Annotated in this window: 18 protein-coding genes; 12 read left to right on the forward strand and 6 right to left on the reverse strand. The window is 68.7% G+C overall.

What is annotated here, in order from left to right:
* Positions 1-252: 252 nt before the first annotated feature.
* Positions 253-495 (reverse strand): hypothetical protein, encoded by a 243-nt coding sequence (locus ACZ6DT_RS04470; protein ID WP_016330689.1) that lies wholly within the window; start codon positions 493-495, stop codon positions 253-255.
* 114 nt (positions 496-609) lie between these two features.
* Between ACZ6DT_RS04470 and ACZ6DT_RS04475 the strand changes: the two genes are divergently transcribed.
* From ACZ6DT_RS04475 to ACZ6DT_RS04490, 4 genes are all read left to right on the forward strand, one after another.
* Complete coding sequence (locus ACZ6DT_RS04475) at positions 610-1374, forward strand: ESX secretion-associated protein EspG (protein WP_465588462.1); 765 nt, start codon at positions 610-612, stop codon at positions 1372-1374.
* 139 nt (positions 1375-1513) lie between these two features.
* A complete protein-coding gene (locus ACZ6DT_RS04480) occupies positions 1514-1990 on the forward strand; it encodes a hypothetical protein (RefSeq protein WP_465588465.1) in 477 nt (158 codons plus the stop codon).
* Between the two features lie 6 nt (positions 1991-1996).
* On the forward strand, positions 1997-2548 hold the full coding sequence (locus ACZ6DT_RS04485; protein WP_465588468.1) for a DUF3558 domain-containing protein: 552 nt from the start codon (positions 1997-1999) through the stop codon (positions 2546-2548).
* A 28-nt stretch (positions 2549-2576) separates the two neighbouring features.
* The gene (locus ACZ6DT_RS04490) at positions 2577-4034 is read left to right on the forward strand and encodes a hypothetical protein (RefSeq protein WP_465588470.1); all 1458 of its coding nucleotides are present in this window, start codon (positions 2577-2579) and stop codon (positions 4032-4034) included.
* A gap of 50 nt (positions 4035-4084) precedes the next feature.
* On the opposite strand, the gene glfT1 is transcribed toward ACZ6DT_RS04490, so the two are convergent.
* The 3 genes from glfT1 to wzm are packed head-to-tail and all read right to left on the reverse strand — an operon-like array spanning position 4085 to position 6768.
* A complete protein-coding gene (gene glfT1, locus ACZ6DT_RS04495; protein ID WP_465588473.1) occupies positions 4085-4993 on the reverse strand; it encodes a galactofuranosyltransferase GlfT1 in 909 nt (302 codons plus the stop codon).
* A complete protein-coding gene (wzt, locus tag ACZ6DT_RS04500; RefSeq protein ID WP_465588476.1) occupies positions 4990-5820 on the reverse strand; it encodes a galactan export ABC transporter ATP-binding subunit Wzt/RfbE in 831 nt (276 codons plus the stop codon). The genes glfT1 and wzt overlap by 4 nt, the downstream gene beginning before the upstream one ends.
* A gap of 3 nt (positions 5821-5823) precedes the next feature.
* Entirely contained in the window at positions 5824-6768 is a 945-nt protein-coding gene (wzm, locus tag ACZ6DT_RS04505; RefSeq protein ID WP_465588479.1) for a galactan export ABC transporter permease subunit Wzm/RfbD, read from the reverse strand.
* Positions 6769-6910: 142 nt separating this feature from the next.
* Here wzm and ACZ6DT_RS04510 point away from each other — a divergent pair, with 142 nt between their 5' ends.
* Genes ACZ6DT_RS04510 through pseI form a run of 4 tightly spaced genes read left to right on the forward strand, consistent with a single transcriptional unit; the run spans position 6911 to position 9560 of the window.
* Positions 6911-7540 carry a hypothetical protein gene (locus ACZ6DT_RS04510; RefSeq protein ID WP_465588846.1) on the forward strand — a complete coding sequence of 210 codons (630 nt, stop codon included), beginning with the start codon at positions 6911-6913 and terminating at the stop codon, positions 7538-7540.
* A gap of 36 nt (positions 7541-7576) precedes the next feature.
* Positions 7577-8017, forward strand: a complete 441-nt coding sequence (locus tag ACZ6DT_RS04515) for a hypothetical protein (RefSeq protein WP_465588482.1) — start codon at positions 7577-7579, stop codon at positions 8015-8017.
* 4 nt (positions 8018-8021) lie between these two features.
* Positions 8022-8474: a GNAT family N-acetyltransferase gene (locus ACZ6DT_RS04520; RefSeq protein ID WP_465588485.1), complete on the forward strand. Its 453-nt coding sequence runs from the start codon at positions 8022-8024 to the stop codon at positions 8472-8474.
* 30 nt (positions 8475-8504) lie between these two features.
* The gene (gene pseI / locus ACZ6DT_RS04525; protein ID WP_465588488.1) at positions 8505-9560 is read left to right on the forward strand and encodes a pseudaminic acid synthase; all 1056 of its coding nucleotides are present in this window, start codon (positions 8505-8507) and stop codon (positions 9558-9560) included.
* 41 nt (positions 9561-9601) lie between these two features.
* On the opposite strand, the gene ACZ6DT_RS04530 is transcribed toward pseI, so the two are convergent.
* Both ACZ6DT_RS04530 and pseB read right to left on the reverse strand, forming a co-directional pair.
* Complete coding sequence (locus ACZ6DT_RS04530; protein ID WP_465588491.1) at positions 9602-10741, reverse strand: DegT/DnrJ/EryC1/StrS family aminotransferase; 1140 nt, start codon at positions 10739-10741, stop codon at positions 9602-9604.
* A complete protein-coding gene (pseB, locus tag ACZ6DT_RS04535; protein WP_465588493.1) occupies positions 10734-11717 on the reverse strand; it encodes a UDP-N-acetylglucosamine 4,6-dehydratase (inverting) in 984 nt (327 codons plus the stop codon). The genes ACZ6DT_RS04530 and pseB overlap by 8 nt, the downstream gene beginning before the upstream one ends.
* Before the next feature lie 49 nt (positions 11718-11766).
* On the opposite strand from pseB, the gene ACZ6DT_RS04540 reads away from it, so the two are divergent.
* The 4 genes from ACZ6DT_RS04540 to ACZ6DT_RS04555 are packed head-to-tail and all read left to right on the forward strand — an operon-like array spanning position 11767 to position 16249.
* Positions 11767-12513, forward strand: a complete 747-nt coding sequence (locus tag ACZ6DT_RS04540; RefSeq protein WP_465588849.1) for a cytidylyltransferase domain-containing protein — start codon at positions 11767-11769, stop codon at positions 12511-12513.
* Positions 12510-13481: a spore coat protein gene (locus tag ACZ6DT_RS04545; RefSeq protein ID WP_465588495.1), complete on the forward strand. Its 972-nt coding sequence runs from the start codon at positions 12510-12512 to the stop codon at positions 13479-13481. Before ACZ6DT_RS04540 ends, ACZ6DT_RS04545 begins: the two co-directional genes overlap by 4 nt.
* Complete coding sequence (locus ACZ6DT_RS04550) at positions 13478-15055, forward strand: hypothetical protein (protein WP_465588498.1); 1578 nt, start codon at positions 13478-13480, stop codon at positions 15053-15055. The genes ACZ6DT_RS04545 and ACZ6DT_RS04550 overlap by 4 nt, the downstream gene beginning before the upstream one ends.
* Positions 15056-15094: 39 nt before the next feature.
* A complete protein-coding gene (locus tag ACZ6DT_RS04555; protein WP_465588500.1) occupies positions 15095-16249 on the forward strand; it encodes an epoxide hydrolase family protein in 1155 nt (384 codons plus the stop codon).
* The last annotated feature ends 57 nt before the right edge of the window (positions 16250-16306 follow it).

A 16306-nucleotide genomic window follows, 5' to 3' on the forward strand; every position in this document is an offset into this window, starting at 1 on the left:
GAGGTGTCGCGCCTCGTTCTTTTCCTCGATCCTCCTTCTTTTTCTCTCCCCCCCCCCCCCCCCCCCCCCCCCCCCCCCCCCCCCCCCCCCCCCCCCCCCCCGCTGCCGGTCGCCACATCAGCCCGGCCAACGGCAGCACGTCGGTACTCGCCGGACGACACCCCCAGTGGCTCGTCCGGGAAGCCAACTTCCTGCTGGTCGCCGCCAGCCGACCGGAGATCAAACCGGTCTGCTGGAGCTTTTCTCCCGGAACTAGTGGAGACCGAACACGCGGGTCTTGCGGTTCAGGTCGTCGATGTAGGCGGCGGCGACGTGGGAGAAGTTGATCGCCACCTCGGAGTCGTCCCTCGTCTGGATCGTCTGCACCGAACCGGTGCGGACGAAATGCGAGAGATCCTTGGTCAGCCGTTCGGTTTCTTCCGTCGTGAGCGCGAAGAGCAGCGGCTCCCCGCCGGTGGCGAGATGGAGAACGAGCGCGGGTTTCTGGTCTGCCATGAATCCATCGCACCAGCCTTGATCACGGCCGGGCAAGCGGGTTCGCTGCGGGCGTATCGGGCGCGTGGACTACGTTCATCCCGACGGACAAGACACCCGCGGGGGGAAATCGCGATGCCGCATTCGTTCTCGCTGTCGCTGGCGGCGGTGGACATCCTGCTCGAATACGGCCGGTTGGGGACGGCGCCCGCCCCCTTCGAAGTCCCGCATATGGGCACGACGACCGATCAGCGCGCGATGGTGCGCGAGGCCGTCTTCCGTGATCTAGAAGGCCGCGGCCTGATGCGCGGCGGCAGGCTCGACGCCGACGTCGAACTCGCGCTCGCCACTTTCGTCAACCCGCAGCTGGCCGTCTGGACGGTCGCGCGGATGGACAAGGACAAGCAACTGTTCGCGAGGGCGGCGACGAACGGGCAGTTCGCGGTCGTCGTGCGCCAGGACGAGAACCTGCTCGTCTTCGAGGAGACCAGGCCGACCGCCATCGTCGCGTCGATCGTCGACCTGCTGCCGCTCACTCCGGCGGGCCCGGGCCAGTCGGTCACCATCGCGAAGCCGGCCAGTGCGCCGAAACGTCCTCGGAACGACGACGCGTACGACCCCTTCGCCCAGGTCAGCGGTCCCCGTTCCCACGGGTCGAATCCGCAGCAGCGGCAGGTGGAGCGGATCTTCGAGAAGCCGATGAAGCGAGTGGGCCAGTTCAGCGTGTTCATCCGCGGCGGCCAGGTGTTCCCGCCGCTGGCGTGGTTCGACACCGAAGCCGGCCGGTTCATGATGACCTCGCGCCAGGCGGCCGACGGGCAAAGCTGGCTGACCTACGCCCCCGCCGACAACGCGAGGATCGCCCAGCAGCTGTATGCCCAGCTCGAAGGCCAGTTCTGAGCCGTGGGGAACCGGGTCGGCGCCCGTTTCGTCACAGTTCCGGAGATCTTCGGCGATCGGTGAATCGCCGTTGCGCTGAGTGCTCGGCTAGTAGACTGCCGGGCGATACGGGCGAGCAGACGATGCAGTGGGGCGGGCGATGGCTTTCGAAGCGGACGGCGGACAGGCGGCACCGGACTTCTCGATCGGCTCCGCCATGGGCGCGGCGGCCAACTACGTCGCGATGGGCGGCCTGAACCAGGCCGCCATCGCCCAGGTCAGCGCGGAGACCCAGAAGCTGGTCTCGGCCGCCAAGAGCGGCGGCTTCAAGATCACCGAGGAAGGCGTCAAGCCGCTCCTCCAGGCGGTGCGCGACATGGCGAAGGAGCTCAACAGCCTGGAAAGCAAGACGGTCCACCTTTCCCAAGCGCCGCAACTCGGCGACCACCCGTACGGCAGGGCCGTCGCCGCCCACGACCACAAGGGTGCCGCCCAGTCGGCCAATTCGGCGAGTGCGGTGATCGGTCAGTTCCGGCAGGTGGTCCTGGACACCGAAGAAGCGCTGTTGCGGGCTTCAGGGCAGTACAAGAAGAAGGAACAAGACACGGTCGAGGCGCTCGATCGGCTCAAGAGCTGAGGCGGAATGAAGAAGCTGCTCCTCGTACCGCTGACCGCGGTCGCGTTCGTGCTCGCGGCCTGTTCCACCGAAAAGCCGGGCACCCCCTCCGCGGCGCCGTCGTCGCCCGCGCAAGGCGGCGAGTCCACCGTCCCGACGACGGCCACCGGTGGTGCCGATCCCGCGTCGATTGATCCGTGTTCGCTCCTCGGCGCGGCCGATCTCGCGTCGTTCGGCACTTTCGAACCACCCGTCCCCGAGAACGTGGGCGGTGCCCGCGGCTGCGAGTTCACCAAGGACTCCCAGACGGCGGCCGACAGCGTCACCCTCAGCGTCGGCGTTCGTGACAAGCAGGGTGTCGACAGTGTCGTCGACGGCGGGAACGGCAAGACCACCGGCAACGTCAACGGACGCAAAGCGGTGCTCGTCCCGAAACCTCCCGCCAGCTGTCTGATGGCGCTCGAAATCAGTGCCTCGGCGCGGGTCGACCTCGTGGTCGTCAGCACGGATCCGGAGAAGTCGTGCGGGATGGCGGAGAAGATCGCCGACATCGTCGAACCGAAGCTTCCAAAGGGCTAGGGGGAACAGAATGACCTCGAACAGGTCTATGACCGAGCAGGACTACGTCGCGGGTCTCTCGCCCCAAGCCCGGGACCAGTACTACCGGGACAAGGCGAGCGGTGAGGCCGGCGACGGTCCGTTCGCGATCTTCCAGCGGTTGATCGCCCAGGGCAAGGCTCAGCAGCAGTCCGAAGAGGTCGGGAACAAGACCGTCGACGAGCTGACCAAGAACAAGGACGTCAAGTTCGTCGAGGGGCTCGAGCCGCCGAACGGCGACTACCTCGGCTACGACCACCAAAAGCTCGAACAGTTCGTCAACAGCAACCTGAACGTCGAACAGGTCTCCGAAGTCTCGAACGCGTACCACGAGATCCACCAGGCCTTCGACACCTTCTCGCGGACGATGGACCAGGCCGTCACCGCGTCGAAGGGCACTTGGGAAGGTGACGCGGCGGGCAACGCGCAGGGCTATTTCAAGAGCCTCAGCAAGTGGTCGGAGACGAACTCCCAGAACGCGAAGCTCGCCTCCGAAACGATCTACGACCAGGGCAGCGCGGCTTCCACCGTGAAGAACACGATGCCCAAACCGATCCCCTTCAACTGGAAGGACGAGGTCGGGGGGTGGATGACGTCGAACCCGTTCAATCTCGGCGAGAACATCGACAAGTCCATCCAGAAGCAGAAGGACAGCCAGGAGGCCCACACTCAGGCGGCCTCCGCCATGAACAGCTACGACAAGTCCTTGTACGAGGCCGCGTCGAAGCAGCCGGTGTTCGCCGAGCCGCCGAAGTTCGGCGTGGGCGGTGGCGGCGGTATCGAAGAGCCCCCGAACAGGCCGCTGCCCTATCAGGTGCCGCCCGGCTCCGACAACCCCGGTTCGAACAACCCCGGTTCCAACAACCCCGGCAACACCTACCTCCCGCCCGGCAGTGGCGGCGGGGGCAACGGTGGTGGTGGCGGGGGCGGTGGTGGTGGCTACGGCTCGACCATTCCCGGCCCCGGCAGCAGCACGGGATCCGGCAGCATTCCCGCGGGCACGACGCCGTCCGGCCTCCAGGGCGGGCCGGCGCCGATCACCTCGCCCGGCCCCAACAGCAACATGAACGCGATGCCGATGGGCCCCATGCCGATGTCGCCCATGATGGGCGGCGGCATGGGCGACTCGGAGTACAACAGCCGAAGCGGCCGTGGTGGCGGCGGAAGCGGGTTCGGTCCCGGTAGCGGCGCGGGTTCCACGCCCGGTTCGGGTTCCGCGTCCGGCGCGGCCCGCCCCGGTGGTGTGGGCGCCGCCGAAGCGGCGGCAGGACGCGGTATGGGCGGTCTCGGCGGTGGCGCCGCCGGTCGTGGCGCGCCCGGTATGGGCGGCGGCATGGGTGGCCGCGGTCAGCAGGCGGACGGGGACGAGGACACCGAGCACCAGCGTCCGACGTACCTCGTCGAGGGCGACCCGGACGAGGTCTTCGGGACCGACATGCGCACCGCGCCGCCGGTCATCGGCGAATAGACGGACGAAAAGGGCCCCTCGCGCGAGCGAGGGGCCCTTTTCCGTGAGGCTCAGTAGCGGTAGAACTTCTCCTGGCGGCCCTGGCGCACCAGTTTGAGCCACTGCAGGAACGCCTTCGGGTCCCGCTTCACCCCGATGAAGTACAGCCCGAACCGCACCACTTCGAGCGCGCCGATCTTGCGCATACCCGGCTGCGACAGCAGGTATCCGCGGTTGCGGTAGGTGTAGTAGCGCTTGACCTCGTTCTCCGGATCCTGCGCGTGGAACCGGCCGCCCAGCATCGGCTTGAACTCGTCCGAGCCGTCCGGGTGCAGGTACGCGGTCTTGAGCGAGGTGCCGAACGGCAGCCCCGAACGGACCAGGCGCCGGTGCAGTTCGACCTCGTCACCGCGGAAGAACAGCCGCAGATCGGGCACCCCGACGACGTCCAAAGTGGACGCGCGGAACAACGCGCCGTTCATCAGCGAGGCGATGCCTGGCAGGAAGTCGGTGCCCAGTTCCGACGACGAACGCTTCCAGGTCAGCCCGCGCCGCAACGGGAAGGCGAGCTTGTCCGGCGCGTCGATGTTGGTCACCATCGGGGAGATCTCGGCCAGATCCCGCTTTTCGGCCTCGTCCAGCAGGATCGCGAGGACGTTCTCGTCGGCGGGACGGCCGTCGTCGTCGGCCAGCCAGATCCAGTCCGCGCCGAGGGAAAGCGCGTGCAGCATGCCGAGCGCGAACCCGCCCGCGCCGCCGAGATTGCGGTGCGAAGGCAGGTACGTGAAGGGAAGCGGATAGTTCTCGACGACGTCCCTCGCCGACTTGTCCGGTCCGTTGTCGACCACGACGAGATGGTCGATCGGCCGCGTCTGCGCGGCGATCACCTTGAGCGAATCCGCGAGCAGTTCCCGCCGATGGCGCGTGACGACGACGCCGACGACGGCGCCTTCGGGCAACTGCCGGGTCTCGCTGGTCATCCTTGGCCACCGTTCGTCAGCGACACGGGCTCCGGGTCGGACTCGACGCCGAACCGTTCCAGTGTCTCCTTGCTCATGTTCTCGAACGGGTCGCGCCCCTTGTAGCCGGTGAGCACCTCGCGCAGCGAACCGCGCTGCTTGACGTGTCCCTCGTCCATCCAGATGGCGGAGTCGCAGAGCTCGAAGAGGAACTCGTCCGAGTGGCTGGCGAACACCAGGATGCCCGACCGCTTGACGAGGTCCTTGAGCCGGTCCCTCGCCTTGTTGAGGAACGCCGCGTCGACCGCCCCGATGCCCTCGTCGAGGATCAGGATCTCCGGGTCGATCGAGGTGACCACACCCAGCGCCAGGCGCACCCGCATACCGGTCGAGTAGGTCCGCAGCGGCATCTGGAGGTAGTCGCCGAGTTCGGTGAACTCCGCGATGTCGTCGACGCGCGCTTCCATCTGCTTCGCGGTCATCCCGAGGAACAGGCCGCGGATGAGGATGTTCTCCATCCCGGAGATCTCCGGGTCCATGCCGATGCCGAGGTCGAAGACCGGCGCGATCTTGCCGGTGATCCTCGCCGAGCCGCGGGTGGGCTCGTAGATGCCGGACAGGAGGCGCAGCAGCGTCGACTTCCCGGCGCCGTTGTGGCCGACGAGGCCGACCCGGTCGCCTTCGCGGAGCTGGAGGTTCACGTCGTGGAGGGCTTCGATGATCGGCACCTTGCTTTCGGTGCCGATCTTGCCGCCGACCTTGCCCAGCACCTTTTTCTTCATGGAGCGGGTTTTCGCGTCGAAAATGGGAAAGTCGACGTAGGCGTTGTGCACATCAATGCTGACCATCTGTCACACCCAATAAGAGACGCGGGAACGGTAATTGCGCATCGCGACCAGCGCGAGACCCCAGCCGACGACGGTGATGCCGAGCACCACGTACCAGCTGTTGAGGCTGACGGCCTGCCCGATCAGCGGCGCGCGCACGATCTGGATGAAGTGGAAGAGCGGGTTGCCGTAGACGTACGGCAAAGCCCACGAAACGCCGTCACGGACGCCACCCGCCATCAGCTGGTCGATCGGCCAGACGATCGGCGTCATGTAGAAGAGCAGCTGGATCAGCGAGTTGATCACCTGCGGGATGTCGCGGTAGCGGGTCGAGATGATGCCCAGCAGCAGGGTGACCCAGCCGGCGTTCAGCGCGAGCACCAGGATGCCGGGGATCGCGCTCAGCGAGTACCAGCCGAGCCCGGGGTGGCACAGCGCGCCCTCGACGCAGGCGCCGCTCATCGCGTACTGCTGGTCCAGGCTGGTGAAGAAGATCGCGACCACGATCACGTAGACGATCAGGTTGTGCGCCAGCATCAGCGTCTGGCGCCAGACCGTCCGCAGCACGTAAACCGAAAGTGGCGCCGGGAGCTGTTTGATCAGTCCCTCGTTGGAGATGAAGGTCTCCATGCCCTCGGACAGGCAGCCGCTGATGAAGCCCCAGATGATGAACCCGGTGCTGATGTAGGGCAGGAACGTCGCCGTCGGCAGGTTGAACAACTGTGAGTACAGCAGTCCGAGGCCCAGCGCGATGACACCTTGGCTGATGGTGATCCAGAACGGGCCGATCACCGAGCGGCGATAGCGCTGCTTGATGTCCTGCCAGCCGAGGTGTCCCCACAGCTCTTTGGCGGCGAAACCGGTCTTGATGTCGGCGAACGCGCGCGAAAAGGTCTTGCTGTCCGAAATCGGCGGAACCGAGGTCGGCGCAGCACCGTCGGCGGCGTGAACCGTGCTGGTGGCATGCACGGGAACGAGGGTACCGATGGAGCCGGTGCTGTCTGGGCCGCCCCGCCCGACCACGGAAAGCTACCGGGCTTCCGACTTGAACGCGGGGCGTGTGCTGGTACTTTCTGCCCTCATGACTGCTGCACCCGGCGAGGCGAGCCTGATGGTCAATCTGCTCGCCGCCTACGCCGACCGGCCGGAGCCTCGTTCGGTGGCCGTGGTCGGGAATCAGCCGCTGCCGCCCGACCCCCGACGGGCGAAGGCGATCGACGCCTGTGACCTCGTGATCCGCGTCAACGGCTTCGTCGTGGACGAGCAGGGTGGCCCCGAGACCGTCGGCAGCCGGGTGCACGTCGTCGTGTTCAACCGCGCCGTCCGCGCCACCAAGCACGTCTTCCGTGACTACCGCAAGCGGCTCTATCTGCTGGTCGAGCCGGGCCGGATGCACTGGGAGCCCGAAGCCATCCCTGGCTGGTGGCCCGCGGACCTCGGTTACGTGCCGGTGCCGAACCGTGAGGTCGTCCTGCCGCTTTCCGACGCGCTCGGCCTGCCGAGCCGCGAACAGGGCCTGTGGTCGACCACCGGGACGCTGGCCGCCTGGATCGCGCGGACGTCGTTCCCGCACGCCAACCTGATCCTGTCCGGGTTCTCGTTCATCGACAATCCCGATCAGACACACTGGGAGCACGCCGCGGGCGACTCCTGCATCGTCGGTCCCGAACACCAGATCGCCGCCGAAGGCAGGCTGCTGGACTCCTGGACGAAGACCGGCGAAACCGAACTCCTGCGCTGAACTCCCAGCCAGCCCACTCCCAGAAGGAACCACCCCATGGCAGTGCAGAAACTCCGCAGCGGCGTGATCGGCCGGATCGCCCGGCTCATCGACTTCCGGATCGACGAGCGGCTCCGCGACCTCAACGGGCGCGTCAACGACCTCGAACACGCCACCGCGGACCACCGGCGGCGGCTCGACGGCGCCGAGAGCGGCCTCGAACACGCGCTTGGCGACCTGCGCTGGACCCGCGCCGAGCTCGACCGCCTCATCCCCAGCGTCGCGGCACAGGAGGCCCAGCTGGAGGATCTGCGCGAGTCACTGTCGTTGCCGGCGCACGCCGACAAGGCCGAGCTGGCCGAGGCGCGCAGCCTGATCCAGGAGATCCAGCGCCAGCACGCGCAGATCCGCGTCCGGCTCGCCGGGATCGCCCGGTACGAGGACCGGCTGCGCCGTATCGAAGACCGTCAGCGCGACACCATCGAGCAGGCTCAGTAACCCCGTGCCGGCCCGAACGGCGACGGAAGCCGACGCGGGGCTGTTGCTCGCCTGGCGGAACGACCCTCGCACCCGTCAGGCGTCCCGTTCGCCCGGCGTGATCACGCTCGAGGAGCATTCCGCCTGGCTGCGCGGGGTGCTGGCGGCACCGGACAGGGAGCTGTACGTCGTCGAATTCGACGGCATCCCGGTCGGCACCGTCCGGTTCGACCGCGAGGATGAGGGTGTCTGGGAGGTCAGCATCACCCTCGCGCCGGAAAGCCGGGGGCGTGGCCTGTCGGGTGCGGTGCTGGCGGAAGGCGAACGGGCCGTGACCGCGAGTCATCCCGTGCGGGTCATCGTGGCCGCGGTGCACCGGGACAACGCGGCGTCGGCCGCGCTCTTCGACCGGGCGGGGTACGCCGAGACCGCGCCTGCCGTCGACGGTTTCCGGACGCTGCGTAAGACTGTGTCCTGACCAGACCGTTGTCAGGGAGGCGTTTCGTCCATGTCAGCACAGGAAGTCCGGATCGGGGCGCACCGCATCGGGGCCGGGCATCCACCGTTCGTCATCGCCGAAATGTCCGGTAACCACAACGGCGAGCTGGAGCGGGCGCTCGAAATCGTCGACGCGATCGCCGAAACCGGCGCGCAGGCGGTCAAACTCCAGACCTACCGGCCGGACACGATCACCATCGACGTCGACGCCCCCGCTTTCCGCGTCAGCGACTCGCATTCGCTGTGGGGCGGCGAGAACCTCTACAAGCTCTACGAGCGCGCCCACACGCCATGGGAATGGCACGAGCCGCTGTTCGAGCGCGCCCGCGCCCATGGTCTCGAAATCTTCTCCAGCCCGTTCGACCCCACCGCTGTCGAGCTGCTGGAGTCGCTGGACGCGCCCGCGTACAAGATCGCGTCGTCGGAGATCGTCGACCTGCCGCTGATCGAACTGTGCGCGAAGACCGGCAAGCCGCTGATCATCTCGACCGGGATGGCCAGTGTCGCCGAGATCGACGCGGCGGTCCGGACAGCGCGTGAGGCGGGCAACGACCAGCTGATCGTGCTCGGCTGCACCGCCAGTTACCCGGCGTCGCCCAGCGAGAGCAACCTGCGTGGCCTGCCGGTCCTGGCAGGCGTGACCGGGACGCTCGTCGGCCTGTCCGACCACACGCCCGGCATCGGCGCCCCGTTGGCGGCCGTCGCGCTCGGCGCCGTCGCCATCGAAAAGCACGTGACGCTGGCCAGGAGTGACGGCGGTGTCGACGCGGAGTTCTCCCTGGAGCCCGCCGAACTGGCCGCGCTGGTCACCGAATCGCACCGCGCCTGGGAAGCGCTGGGCGCGGCGGTGATCGGGCCGCGCGAGAGCGAGAAGGAAGGCCTGCGGTTGCGGCGTTCCCTTTACGTCGTCGAGGACGTTCGCGCCGGGGACACGGTGACGCGGGAGAACGTGCGCTCGATCCGGCCCGCCGGTGGGCTGGCGCCCGCCGAGATCGTGAACGTGCTCGGCCGCACTTTCGCCTCGGACGTCCCGAAGGGCACCGCGCTCACCTGGGGCCTGATCTAGGGAGGGGCCCTTCATCGCGTCACATGCGGCTATGGTCCCCTTCAGCTCCGGCCGAAGAAGCCGTGGACCTCGTCGATCACGCGGTCCACATCGGCGTCGGTCAGCGCCGGGAACAGCGGCAGCGAAAGCTCCTGGCTGTAGTACAGCTCCGCGTTCGGGCACATCCCGCGCCGGTACCCGAGGTCCTCGAACACCGGATGCCAGTACGCGGGGAGGTAGTTGACCTGCACGCCGATGCCCTTGCCGCGCAAGTGATCGAACATCGCGCGGCGGCGTCCTTCGAGGACTCGCAGCGGGTACAGGTGCCACGCCGGGTCCGCGCCTTCGCGCACCGCGGGAGTCAGGACGCCGTCCAAAGAGGACAGTGCGGCGGTGTACCGCGCGTGGATCTCCGCGCGGCGCCCCTTGAACTCGGCGAGCCTGCGCAACTGGCTGCTTCCCAAGGCGCACAACACATCCGGCAGCCGATAGTTCAAGCCGAACTCGTGCACCTCCTGATGCCACGCACCCTCGTCCGGATGACGCTGCGCCGCCTTGTCGCGCACCAGCCCGTGGTTACGGAAACCGCGGGCCCGCGCGAGCAGCTCGTCCGAAGCGGCGACGACCGCGCCGCCTTCGGCCGTGGTGAGGTTCTTGGTGGGGAAGAAGGAGAACGTGGTGAGGTCGGCGAGTGAACCGACCGGCCTGCCCTGCCAGCTTCCGCCGACGGAATGCGCGGCGTCCTCCAGCAGCAGCGCGCCGTTGTCGCGGGCGATGCGGCCGAGTTCGTCCAGTTCCGCCGGGTGTCCGGCGTAGTCCACGGCCGCGACGACCTTGGTCCGCGGGGTGACGGCGGCCGAAGCCGCGGCCGGGTCGAGGTTGCCGGTGTCCGCCTCGACGTCGGCGAAAACGACCTTGCCACCCAGCAGCACCGCTGTCGCGGCGGTGGCGACGAACGTCATCGGCGAGGTGACGACCTCGTCACCGGGGCCGATCCCGGCCGCCGCGTACGCGACGTGCAGCGCGGCCGTACCCGAAGTGACGGCCACCGCGGGCATCCCGCCGGTGTGTTCGGCGAGGTCGGATTCGAAACGCGTGACGGCGGGACCGGTGGTCAGCCAGTCGCCGCGCAGCACCTCGGTGACGGCGGCGATGTCCTCGTCCGAAACGGACTGACGGCCGTAGGGAAGGAAGTCACCCATACTGCTCGACCAGGTCGCGCAGCTCGTCCGCGTCGAGCCACAGGTCGTTGGTGTCGGAGCGGTAGGCGAAGTTCTCCGGCACGGCCTCACCGCCCGAAGGCGGCTCGTAGCCCCAGCCCGCGATATGCGGCTGCACGACGTACCGGTCGCTCAGCCGCACGGTCCGGCGGGCGTCGTCGGGGGCGATCATCTCTTCGTGCAGCTTCTCGCCGGGCCGGATGCCGACCTCGTGCATCGGTGAACCGGGCGCGATCGCCTGCGCGAGGTCGACCAGCCGCATGCTCGGGATACGCGGCACGTACAGCTCGCCGCCGTTCATCTGGTCGAAGGAATCGATCACGAACTGCACGGCCTGCGGGAGCGTGATCCAGAAGCGGGTCATCTCCTTGTGCGTGATCGGCAGCGATTCGCCCTTGGCCGCGAGCGCGCGGAAGAACGGGATCACGCTGCCGCGGGAGCCCATCACGTTGCCGTAGCGGACCACGGAGAACCTGGTCGGATGCGTCGCGGCGTAGTGGTTCGCGCTGATGAACATCCGGTCGGCGCACAGTTTCGTGGCGCCGTAGAGGTTGATCGGGCTGGACGCCTTGTCCGTCGACAGCGCGACGACCTTCTTGACGCCCGTGTCGATCGCGGCCTCGATGACGTTCTGCGAGCCGACGACGTTGGTCTGCACGAATTCGAACGGGTTGTACTCACCCGTGTCGACCTGCTTGAGCGCCGCGGCGTGCACCACGTAGTCGACGCCGTGCATGGCGCGCTCGAGGCGGCGGCGGTCCCGGATGTCGCCGATGAACCAGCGCAGCCTCGGGTCGTTGTCGAACTGCTGCCGGGCTTCGTACTGCTTGAGCTCGTCGCGGGAGAGCACGACCAGCCGTCGCGGGTTCAGCTCGGCCAGGGCGTAGGTGATGAACGCCTTGCCGAACGAACCGGTCCCGCCGGTGAGCAGGATGCTGGAGCCATCCAGCTCGGACATCGTCGACCTCCGCGTTTCGGTGCTACTGCCGCACGACATCATGTCACCCATGGATCCAGCCGCCGGGGCCCACGTGGTCAACGCCGTCATCCAGGCACGCGCGTCGTCCACCCGGCTACCTGGCAAAGTCCTCCGCCCGCTGGCGGGCCGGAGTGTGCTCGGCTGGGTCATCCGCGCGGCGGCGGCTTCACCGGGGATCGACGACGTCGTGGTCGCGACCTCGACGGAGGCCGACGACGACGCGGTGGCCGAAGAAGCCGGCCGGCACGGCGCCCTGGTCGCCAGAGGACCCCTCGACGACGTCCTCGCGCGCTTCGCGGCAGCTCTCGAGTCGCACCCGGCCGACGCCGTGGTCCGGCTCACCGCGGATTGCCCGCTGCTGGACCCCGGGCTCATCGGGCAGCTCGTGGCGCAGTGGCGCGCTCAGCCGTCGCTGGACTACCTGAGCACCGTGCTGGTGCGCACCCTGCCGCGTGGCTTCGACGCCGAACTCGTGCGCGCCGGGGTGCTCGCCGAACAGGTCGAAACCGCCCGCGGCGCCGATCGCGAGCATGTGACTTCGGGCATCTACACGAAGCCGGAGCGGTATTCGTGCGCCGGGATCGTCGTCAGCCCGCCCGCCGACGACCTGCGCGTGACCTTGGACACCCCCGAGGACTGGGCTGTCCTCGAAGGGATCGTGGCCGAACTGGGCGACCGGGTCGGCGACTGGCGCGAGGTGGTCGCCGTACTGCGCGCACGGCCCGACTTGGCGAAGCTCAACGCGCACGTGGAGCAGAAGAAGGTCGCCCGATGACCCGGCTCCTGCTCCGGGCCGAAGCCTCGCCGTCGATCGGCGCCGGCCACGTCTCGCGCATGGTCGCCTATGCCGAACGTGCCGTCGCGCGCGGCTGGGAGGTCGTGTTCTCGGGCCGCGTGGACAACGCCGAATGGCTCGCCGCCCGGTTCGGCGAGCTGTCGGTTCCGGTGGTCCCGTCCGTGCCCTTCGAGGGTTTCGACGCGGTGGTCGTCGATCACTACGGTCTCGGCGAGTTGCGCGAAGAGGTCAACGCCGCGGGCGCGCTCCTGGTGTCCATCGAGGACGACGTGTTCGGCAGGCGTGCGGCGGACCTCGTCGTCGACTGCGCCTTCGAGCCAGGGCCGAGGCCGGACGACGGATCGGGGGAGTTGCTCAGGGGCGTGGCCTACGCGCCGCTGCGCGAAGCCGTCGTGAAGGCGAGGGAAAAGCGTTCCGAGCGACGAACCGGCGGCGAACGGCCGCGGATCACCGTGGTGCTCGGCGGCGGCGCGGAATGGACCGAAACGGTCAGCGCGCTCTTACGCGCCCTTCGTGACACTCGGTTGCCTTTCGAAGCCGACGTGCTCGTACGCGGTGAACCGGTCGTGCCCGAACCGCTGCCCGGTCAGGAGTTCCGGGTCGCGCCGCCCGGGCCGGGGTTGCTCGACCTGCTGGTGGAAACGGACCTCGCGATCAGCGCGGCCGGGGTGACACTCCTCGAACTGTGCTGTCTCGGTGTGCCCATCGCCGTCGTCCGCCTTGTCCCGAACCAGGACGCGGGCTACCGAGCGGCACTCGGCCTCGGGCTGGCGGCCGGGCTGGGCGGTGCGGACGCGCTCGACAGCGAGGCCACCGAGACGCTCAGGGGACTGCTGTCGGATCACAAGGCGCGTAACGGTCTCTCCAAGACTTCGATGGCTCTTGTGGACGGCCGGGGAGTGGACCGGGTGCTGGACCGACTGGAGAAGACGAGGGTGGCGCGATGACGACCACGGCGGAGCGAACCGAGGCCGACGCCGTCCCGGAACCGAAACCGCGCCGAGGCCCCCTCGTCGTCCTGCTCGGATTCGGAGCGCTCTTCCTCGCCGGCTGCTGGGCGGCGTGGTTCCTCACCATCGACGACGCGTTCATCACCTTCCGGTATTCGGCGAACATGGCCGACGGCCACGGTCCGGTGTGGAACGTCGGCGAAGACCCGATCGAAGGCTTCACGAACTTCCTCTGGATGCTCTGGCACGTTCCCTTCGCGCTCATCGGAGTGCCGCTGGAGACCGTCGCGAAGGTGACGTCGCTCGTCCTGGGCATCGGCATCCTCGTGCTGCTGGTCCGGGCCGGCCACCGGGGCGCCGGCCTGGTCGGCGCGCTCGTGGCGGGCGGCGCGCTGGTGCTCTTCGTACCGACCTACTTCCACGTCACCGCGGGTCTGGAGACCATCGCGTTCGCCGCCGTCGTGCTGCGTGCCGCGATCGTCGGGGTGAACCTGGTCCAAGGCCACCCGGTGCGGGTGTGGGAGCCACCGGTGCTGCTGCTCCTCGCCGGCATGATCCGGCCAGAAGGCGTGCTCGCGACCGTCCCGGCCTTCCTCGTCTGGTGCTGGCTCGGTCGCAAGAGCGGCCGGACGTGGGCGCTGGTGGCCGGTGTGGCCGTCGTCGGCGGCGCGTACTTCGGCTGGCGGTGGAGCTACTTCGGGCACCCGTTCCCGAACACCTTCTACGTCAAGTTCGGCAACCTCGACTCCGGTTCGGTGTGGCTGGAGACCACCGCCTGGCTGGTCGCACCGTTGCTCGTGCTGACCGCTTTCCTGCTGTTCCGGAAGGTGAGCCGGGGAGCGGGCCTGGTGCTGTGCTCGGTCGTCCTCCTGACGGGGATGACCTACGCGGTGTCCGGACCGACCATGGACTACCTGCACCGGTTCGCCTTCCACGCGTTCCCGGTGCTGTGTCTCGGCGCGGGGCTGGCCATGGCACAGCTCGGCCGCCGGTGGATCGCCGCGCTGACCGGCGCGGTCGCGGTCGGCTGGGTCACCGTCACCGGCGCGGAATCGGCGGATCTGCCGGTGATCGCCAACTACGGTCCCGACCTGCAACGCGCCCACGTCGCTATCGGGAAGGGCCTCGCGAACGCCCAGGTGCCCGAGGCCGCGCGCAGTCTCGCGGTCTCCGACGCGGGGGCGATCCCGTACTACAGCGGCTGGAAGTCGATCGACTACATCGGACTGAACGACGAGGCCATCGCCCACGGTGCCCCGCCGACCGACGTCGTCAAGGCCGCGCGCCCCACGGTCATCGTGGTCACCACCCGCGGCCCGGGGCAGACCCCCGGCTGGGCCTACGGTCTCGTCGTCCCCGACGCGGCCCGGGACTACCAGCTGGTGGCGGACGTGCAGATGCGCGACGGCTACTACCAGGAGGTCTTCGCGCTGCCCGAACACGCCGCGCCGATCCGGGCGGCGGTGGCGGCGTCCGTCGACGAGGCGCAGCGCCGGAACGACCCCGGCCGGTACGAGGACACCATCGATCGCTGGCTCGATCGCCTGCGTGCTCAACTGCCGGGAGCTTGAGGACCGTGACTGTCCTCGATCCTCCCTACCGTCGTCCGCGTGACCATCTCGCCCTTCACGATCGCCGTCCCCCAGCGTGACCTCGACGACCTCGCCACCCGCCTGGCGAACACGCGCTGGCCGGACGAGATCGACGGCGTCGGCTGGGGGCTCGGGACACCGCTCGGGTACCTCCAGGAGCTCGCCGAGTACTGGCGACTGCGCTACGACTGGCGCGCCCACGAGGAACGCCTCAACGGTTTCCCCGGTTTCCTGACGAACATCGACGGCGCGAACGTCCACTTCCTGCACGCGCGGTCACCGGAGCCGGACGCGATCCCGCTGGTGCTCACGCACGGCTGGCCGGGGTCCATCGTGGAGTTCCTCGACGTCGCCGGCCCCCTCTCGGACCCGCGCGCGTACGGTGGCGATCCCGGGGACGCGTTCCACGTCGTCGTGCCGTCGCTGCCGGGGTTCGGCTTTTCCGGGCCGACGACCGAGGCGAACTGGGGCACCGGCCGGATCGCCGATGCCTGGGGAGTGCTGATGTCACGCCTCGGGTACGAGCGGTTCGGGCTGCACGGCGGCGACTGGGGCGCGATCGTGTCGCGTCAGGTGGGCGTCCGGTGCCCGGAGCGGGTGATCGGCGCGCATCTGACGATGCTGCCGCACGCGGTACCGGAATCCGAGGACGATCTCGCGGGGCTCACCGGCGACGAACTCGCGCGGGGCGAGGCTGCGCTGGCTCGCGGGCGGGACTTCCAGACCGGCGAGCTGGGGTACGCGATGATCCAGGCGACCAAACCGCAAACGCTTGCCTACGGGCTCACCGACTCGCCGGCCGGACAACTCGGGTGGCTGGTGGAGAAGTTCAAGTCCTATTCGGACTCCCGCGAGGTCCCGGAAGACGCCATCGACCGCGACGACCTGCTCACCAGCGTGATGCTCTACTGGCTCACCGGGACCGCGAACTCGTCTTCGCGGATCTACGCCGCGCTGGGCCCGGCTTGGGGCGAGGAGCCGACGGCGTCCACGGTGCCCACCGGGGTGGCCGTGTTCCCGAAGGACACCGGCCTCCCGATCCGGCATCTCGCCGAGCGCACCGACAACATCGTGCACTGGTCCACTCCGGACCGCGGGGGTCACTTCCCGGGGCTGGAGGTGCCGGACCTGCTCATCGGCGACCTGCGGACGTTCTTCCGCCCGCTGCGCTGACCCCCGCCGGCTGCCATGAACGGTCCGTTACTTGCGAAATTTGCAAGTAACGGACCG

This window comes from Amycolatopsis sp. NPDC041971 (assembly GCF_055588925.1).

Excerpts from the sequence above, each read along its gene's own strand:
- ACZ6DT_RS04470 (WP_016330689.1), bottom strand. The coding sequence starts at position 495 with ATGGCAGACCAGAAACCCGCGCTCGTTCTCCATCTCGCCACCGGCGGG.
- glfT1 (WP_465588473.1), bottom strand. The coding sequence starts at position 4,993 with ATGACCAGCGAGACCCGGCAGTTGCCCGAAGGCGCCGTCGTCGGCGTC.
- ACZ6DT_RS04545 (WP_465588495.1), top strand. The coding sequence starts at position 12,510 with ATGACCCGGCTCCTGCTCCGGGCCGAAGCCTCGCCGTCGATCGGCGCC.
- ACZ6DT_RS04485 (WP_465588468.1), top strand. The coding sequence starts at position 1,997 with ATGAAGAAGCTGCTCCTCGTACCGCTGACCGCGGTCGCGTTCGTGCTC.
- ACZ6DT_RS04475 (WP_465588462.1), top strand. The coding sequence starts at position 610 with ATGCCGCATTCGTTCTCGCTGTCGCTGGCGGCGGTGGACATCCTGCTC.
- ACZ6DT_RS04530 (WP_465588491.1), bottom strand. The coding sequence starts at position 10,741 with ATGGGTGACTTCCTTCCCTACGGCCGTCAGTCCGTTTCGGACGAGGAC.
- ACZ6DT_RS04490 (WP_465588470.1), top strand. The coding sequence starts at position 2,577 with ATGACCGAGCAGGACTACGTCGCGGGTCTCTCGCCCCAAGCCCGGGAC.
- ACZ6DT_RS04515 (WP_465588482.1), top strand. The coding sequence starts at position 7,577 with ATGGCAGTGCAGAAACTCCGCAGCGGCGTGATCGGCCGGATCGCCCGG.
- ACZ6DT_RS04540 (WP_465588849.1), top strand. The coding sequence starts at position 11,767 with ATGGATCCAGCCGCCGGGGCCCACGTGGTCAACGCCGTCATCCAGGCA.
- pseI (WP_465588488.1), top strand. The coding sequence starts at position 8,505 with ATGTCAGCACAGGAAGTCCGGATCGGGGCGCACCGCATCGGGGCCGGG.
- pseB (WP_465588493.1), bottom strand. The coding sequence starts at position 11,717 with ATGTCCGAGCTGGATGGCTCCAGCATCCTGCTCACCGGCGGGACCGGT.
- wzt (WP_465588476.1), bottom strand. The coding sequence starts at position 5,820 with ATGGTCAGCATTGATGTGCACAACGCCTACGTCGACTTTCCCATTTTC.
- ACZ6DT_RS04480 (WP_465588465.1), top strand. The coding sequence starts at position 1,514 with ATGGCTTTCGAAGCGGACGGCGGACAGGCGGCACCGGACTTCTCGATC.
- ACZ6DT_RS04550 (WP_465588498.1), top strand. The coding sequence starts at position 13,478 with ATGACGACCACGGCGGAGCGAACCGAGGCCGACGCCGTCCCGGAACCG.
- ACZ6DT_RS04510 (WP_465588846.1), top strand. The coding sequence starts at position 6,911 with ATGGTCAATCTGCTCGCCGCCTACGCCGACCGGCCGGAGCCTCGTTCG.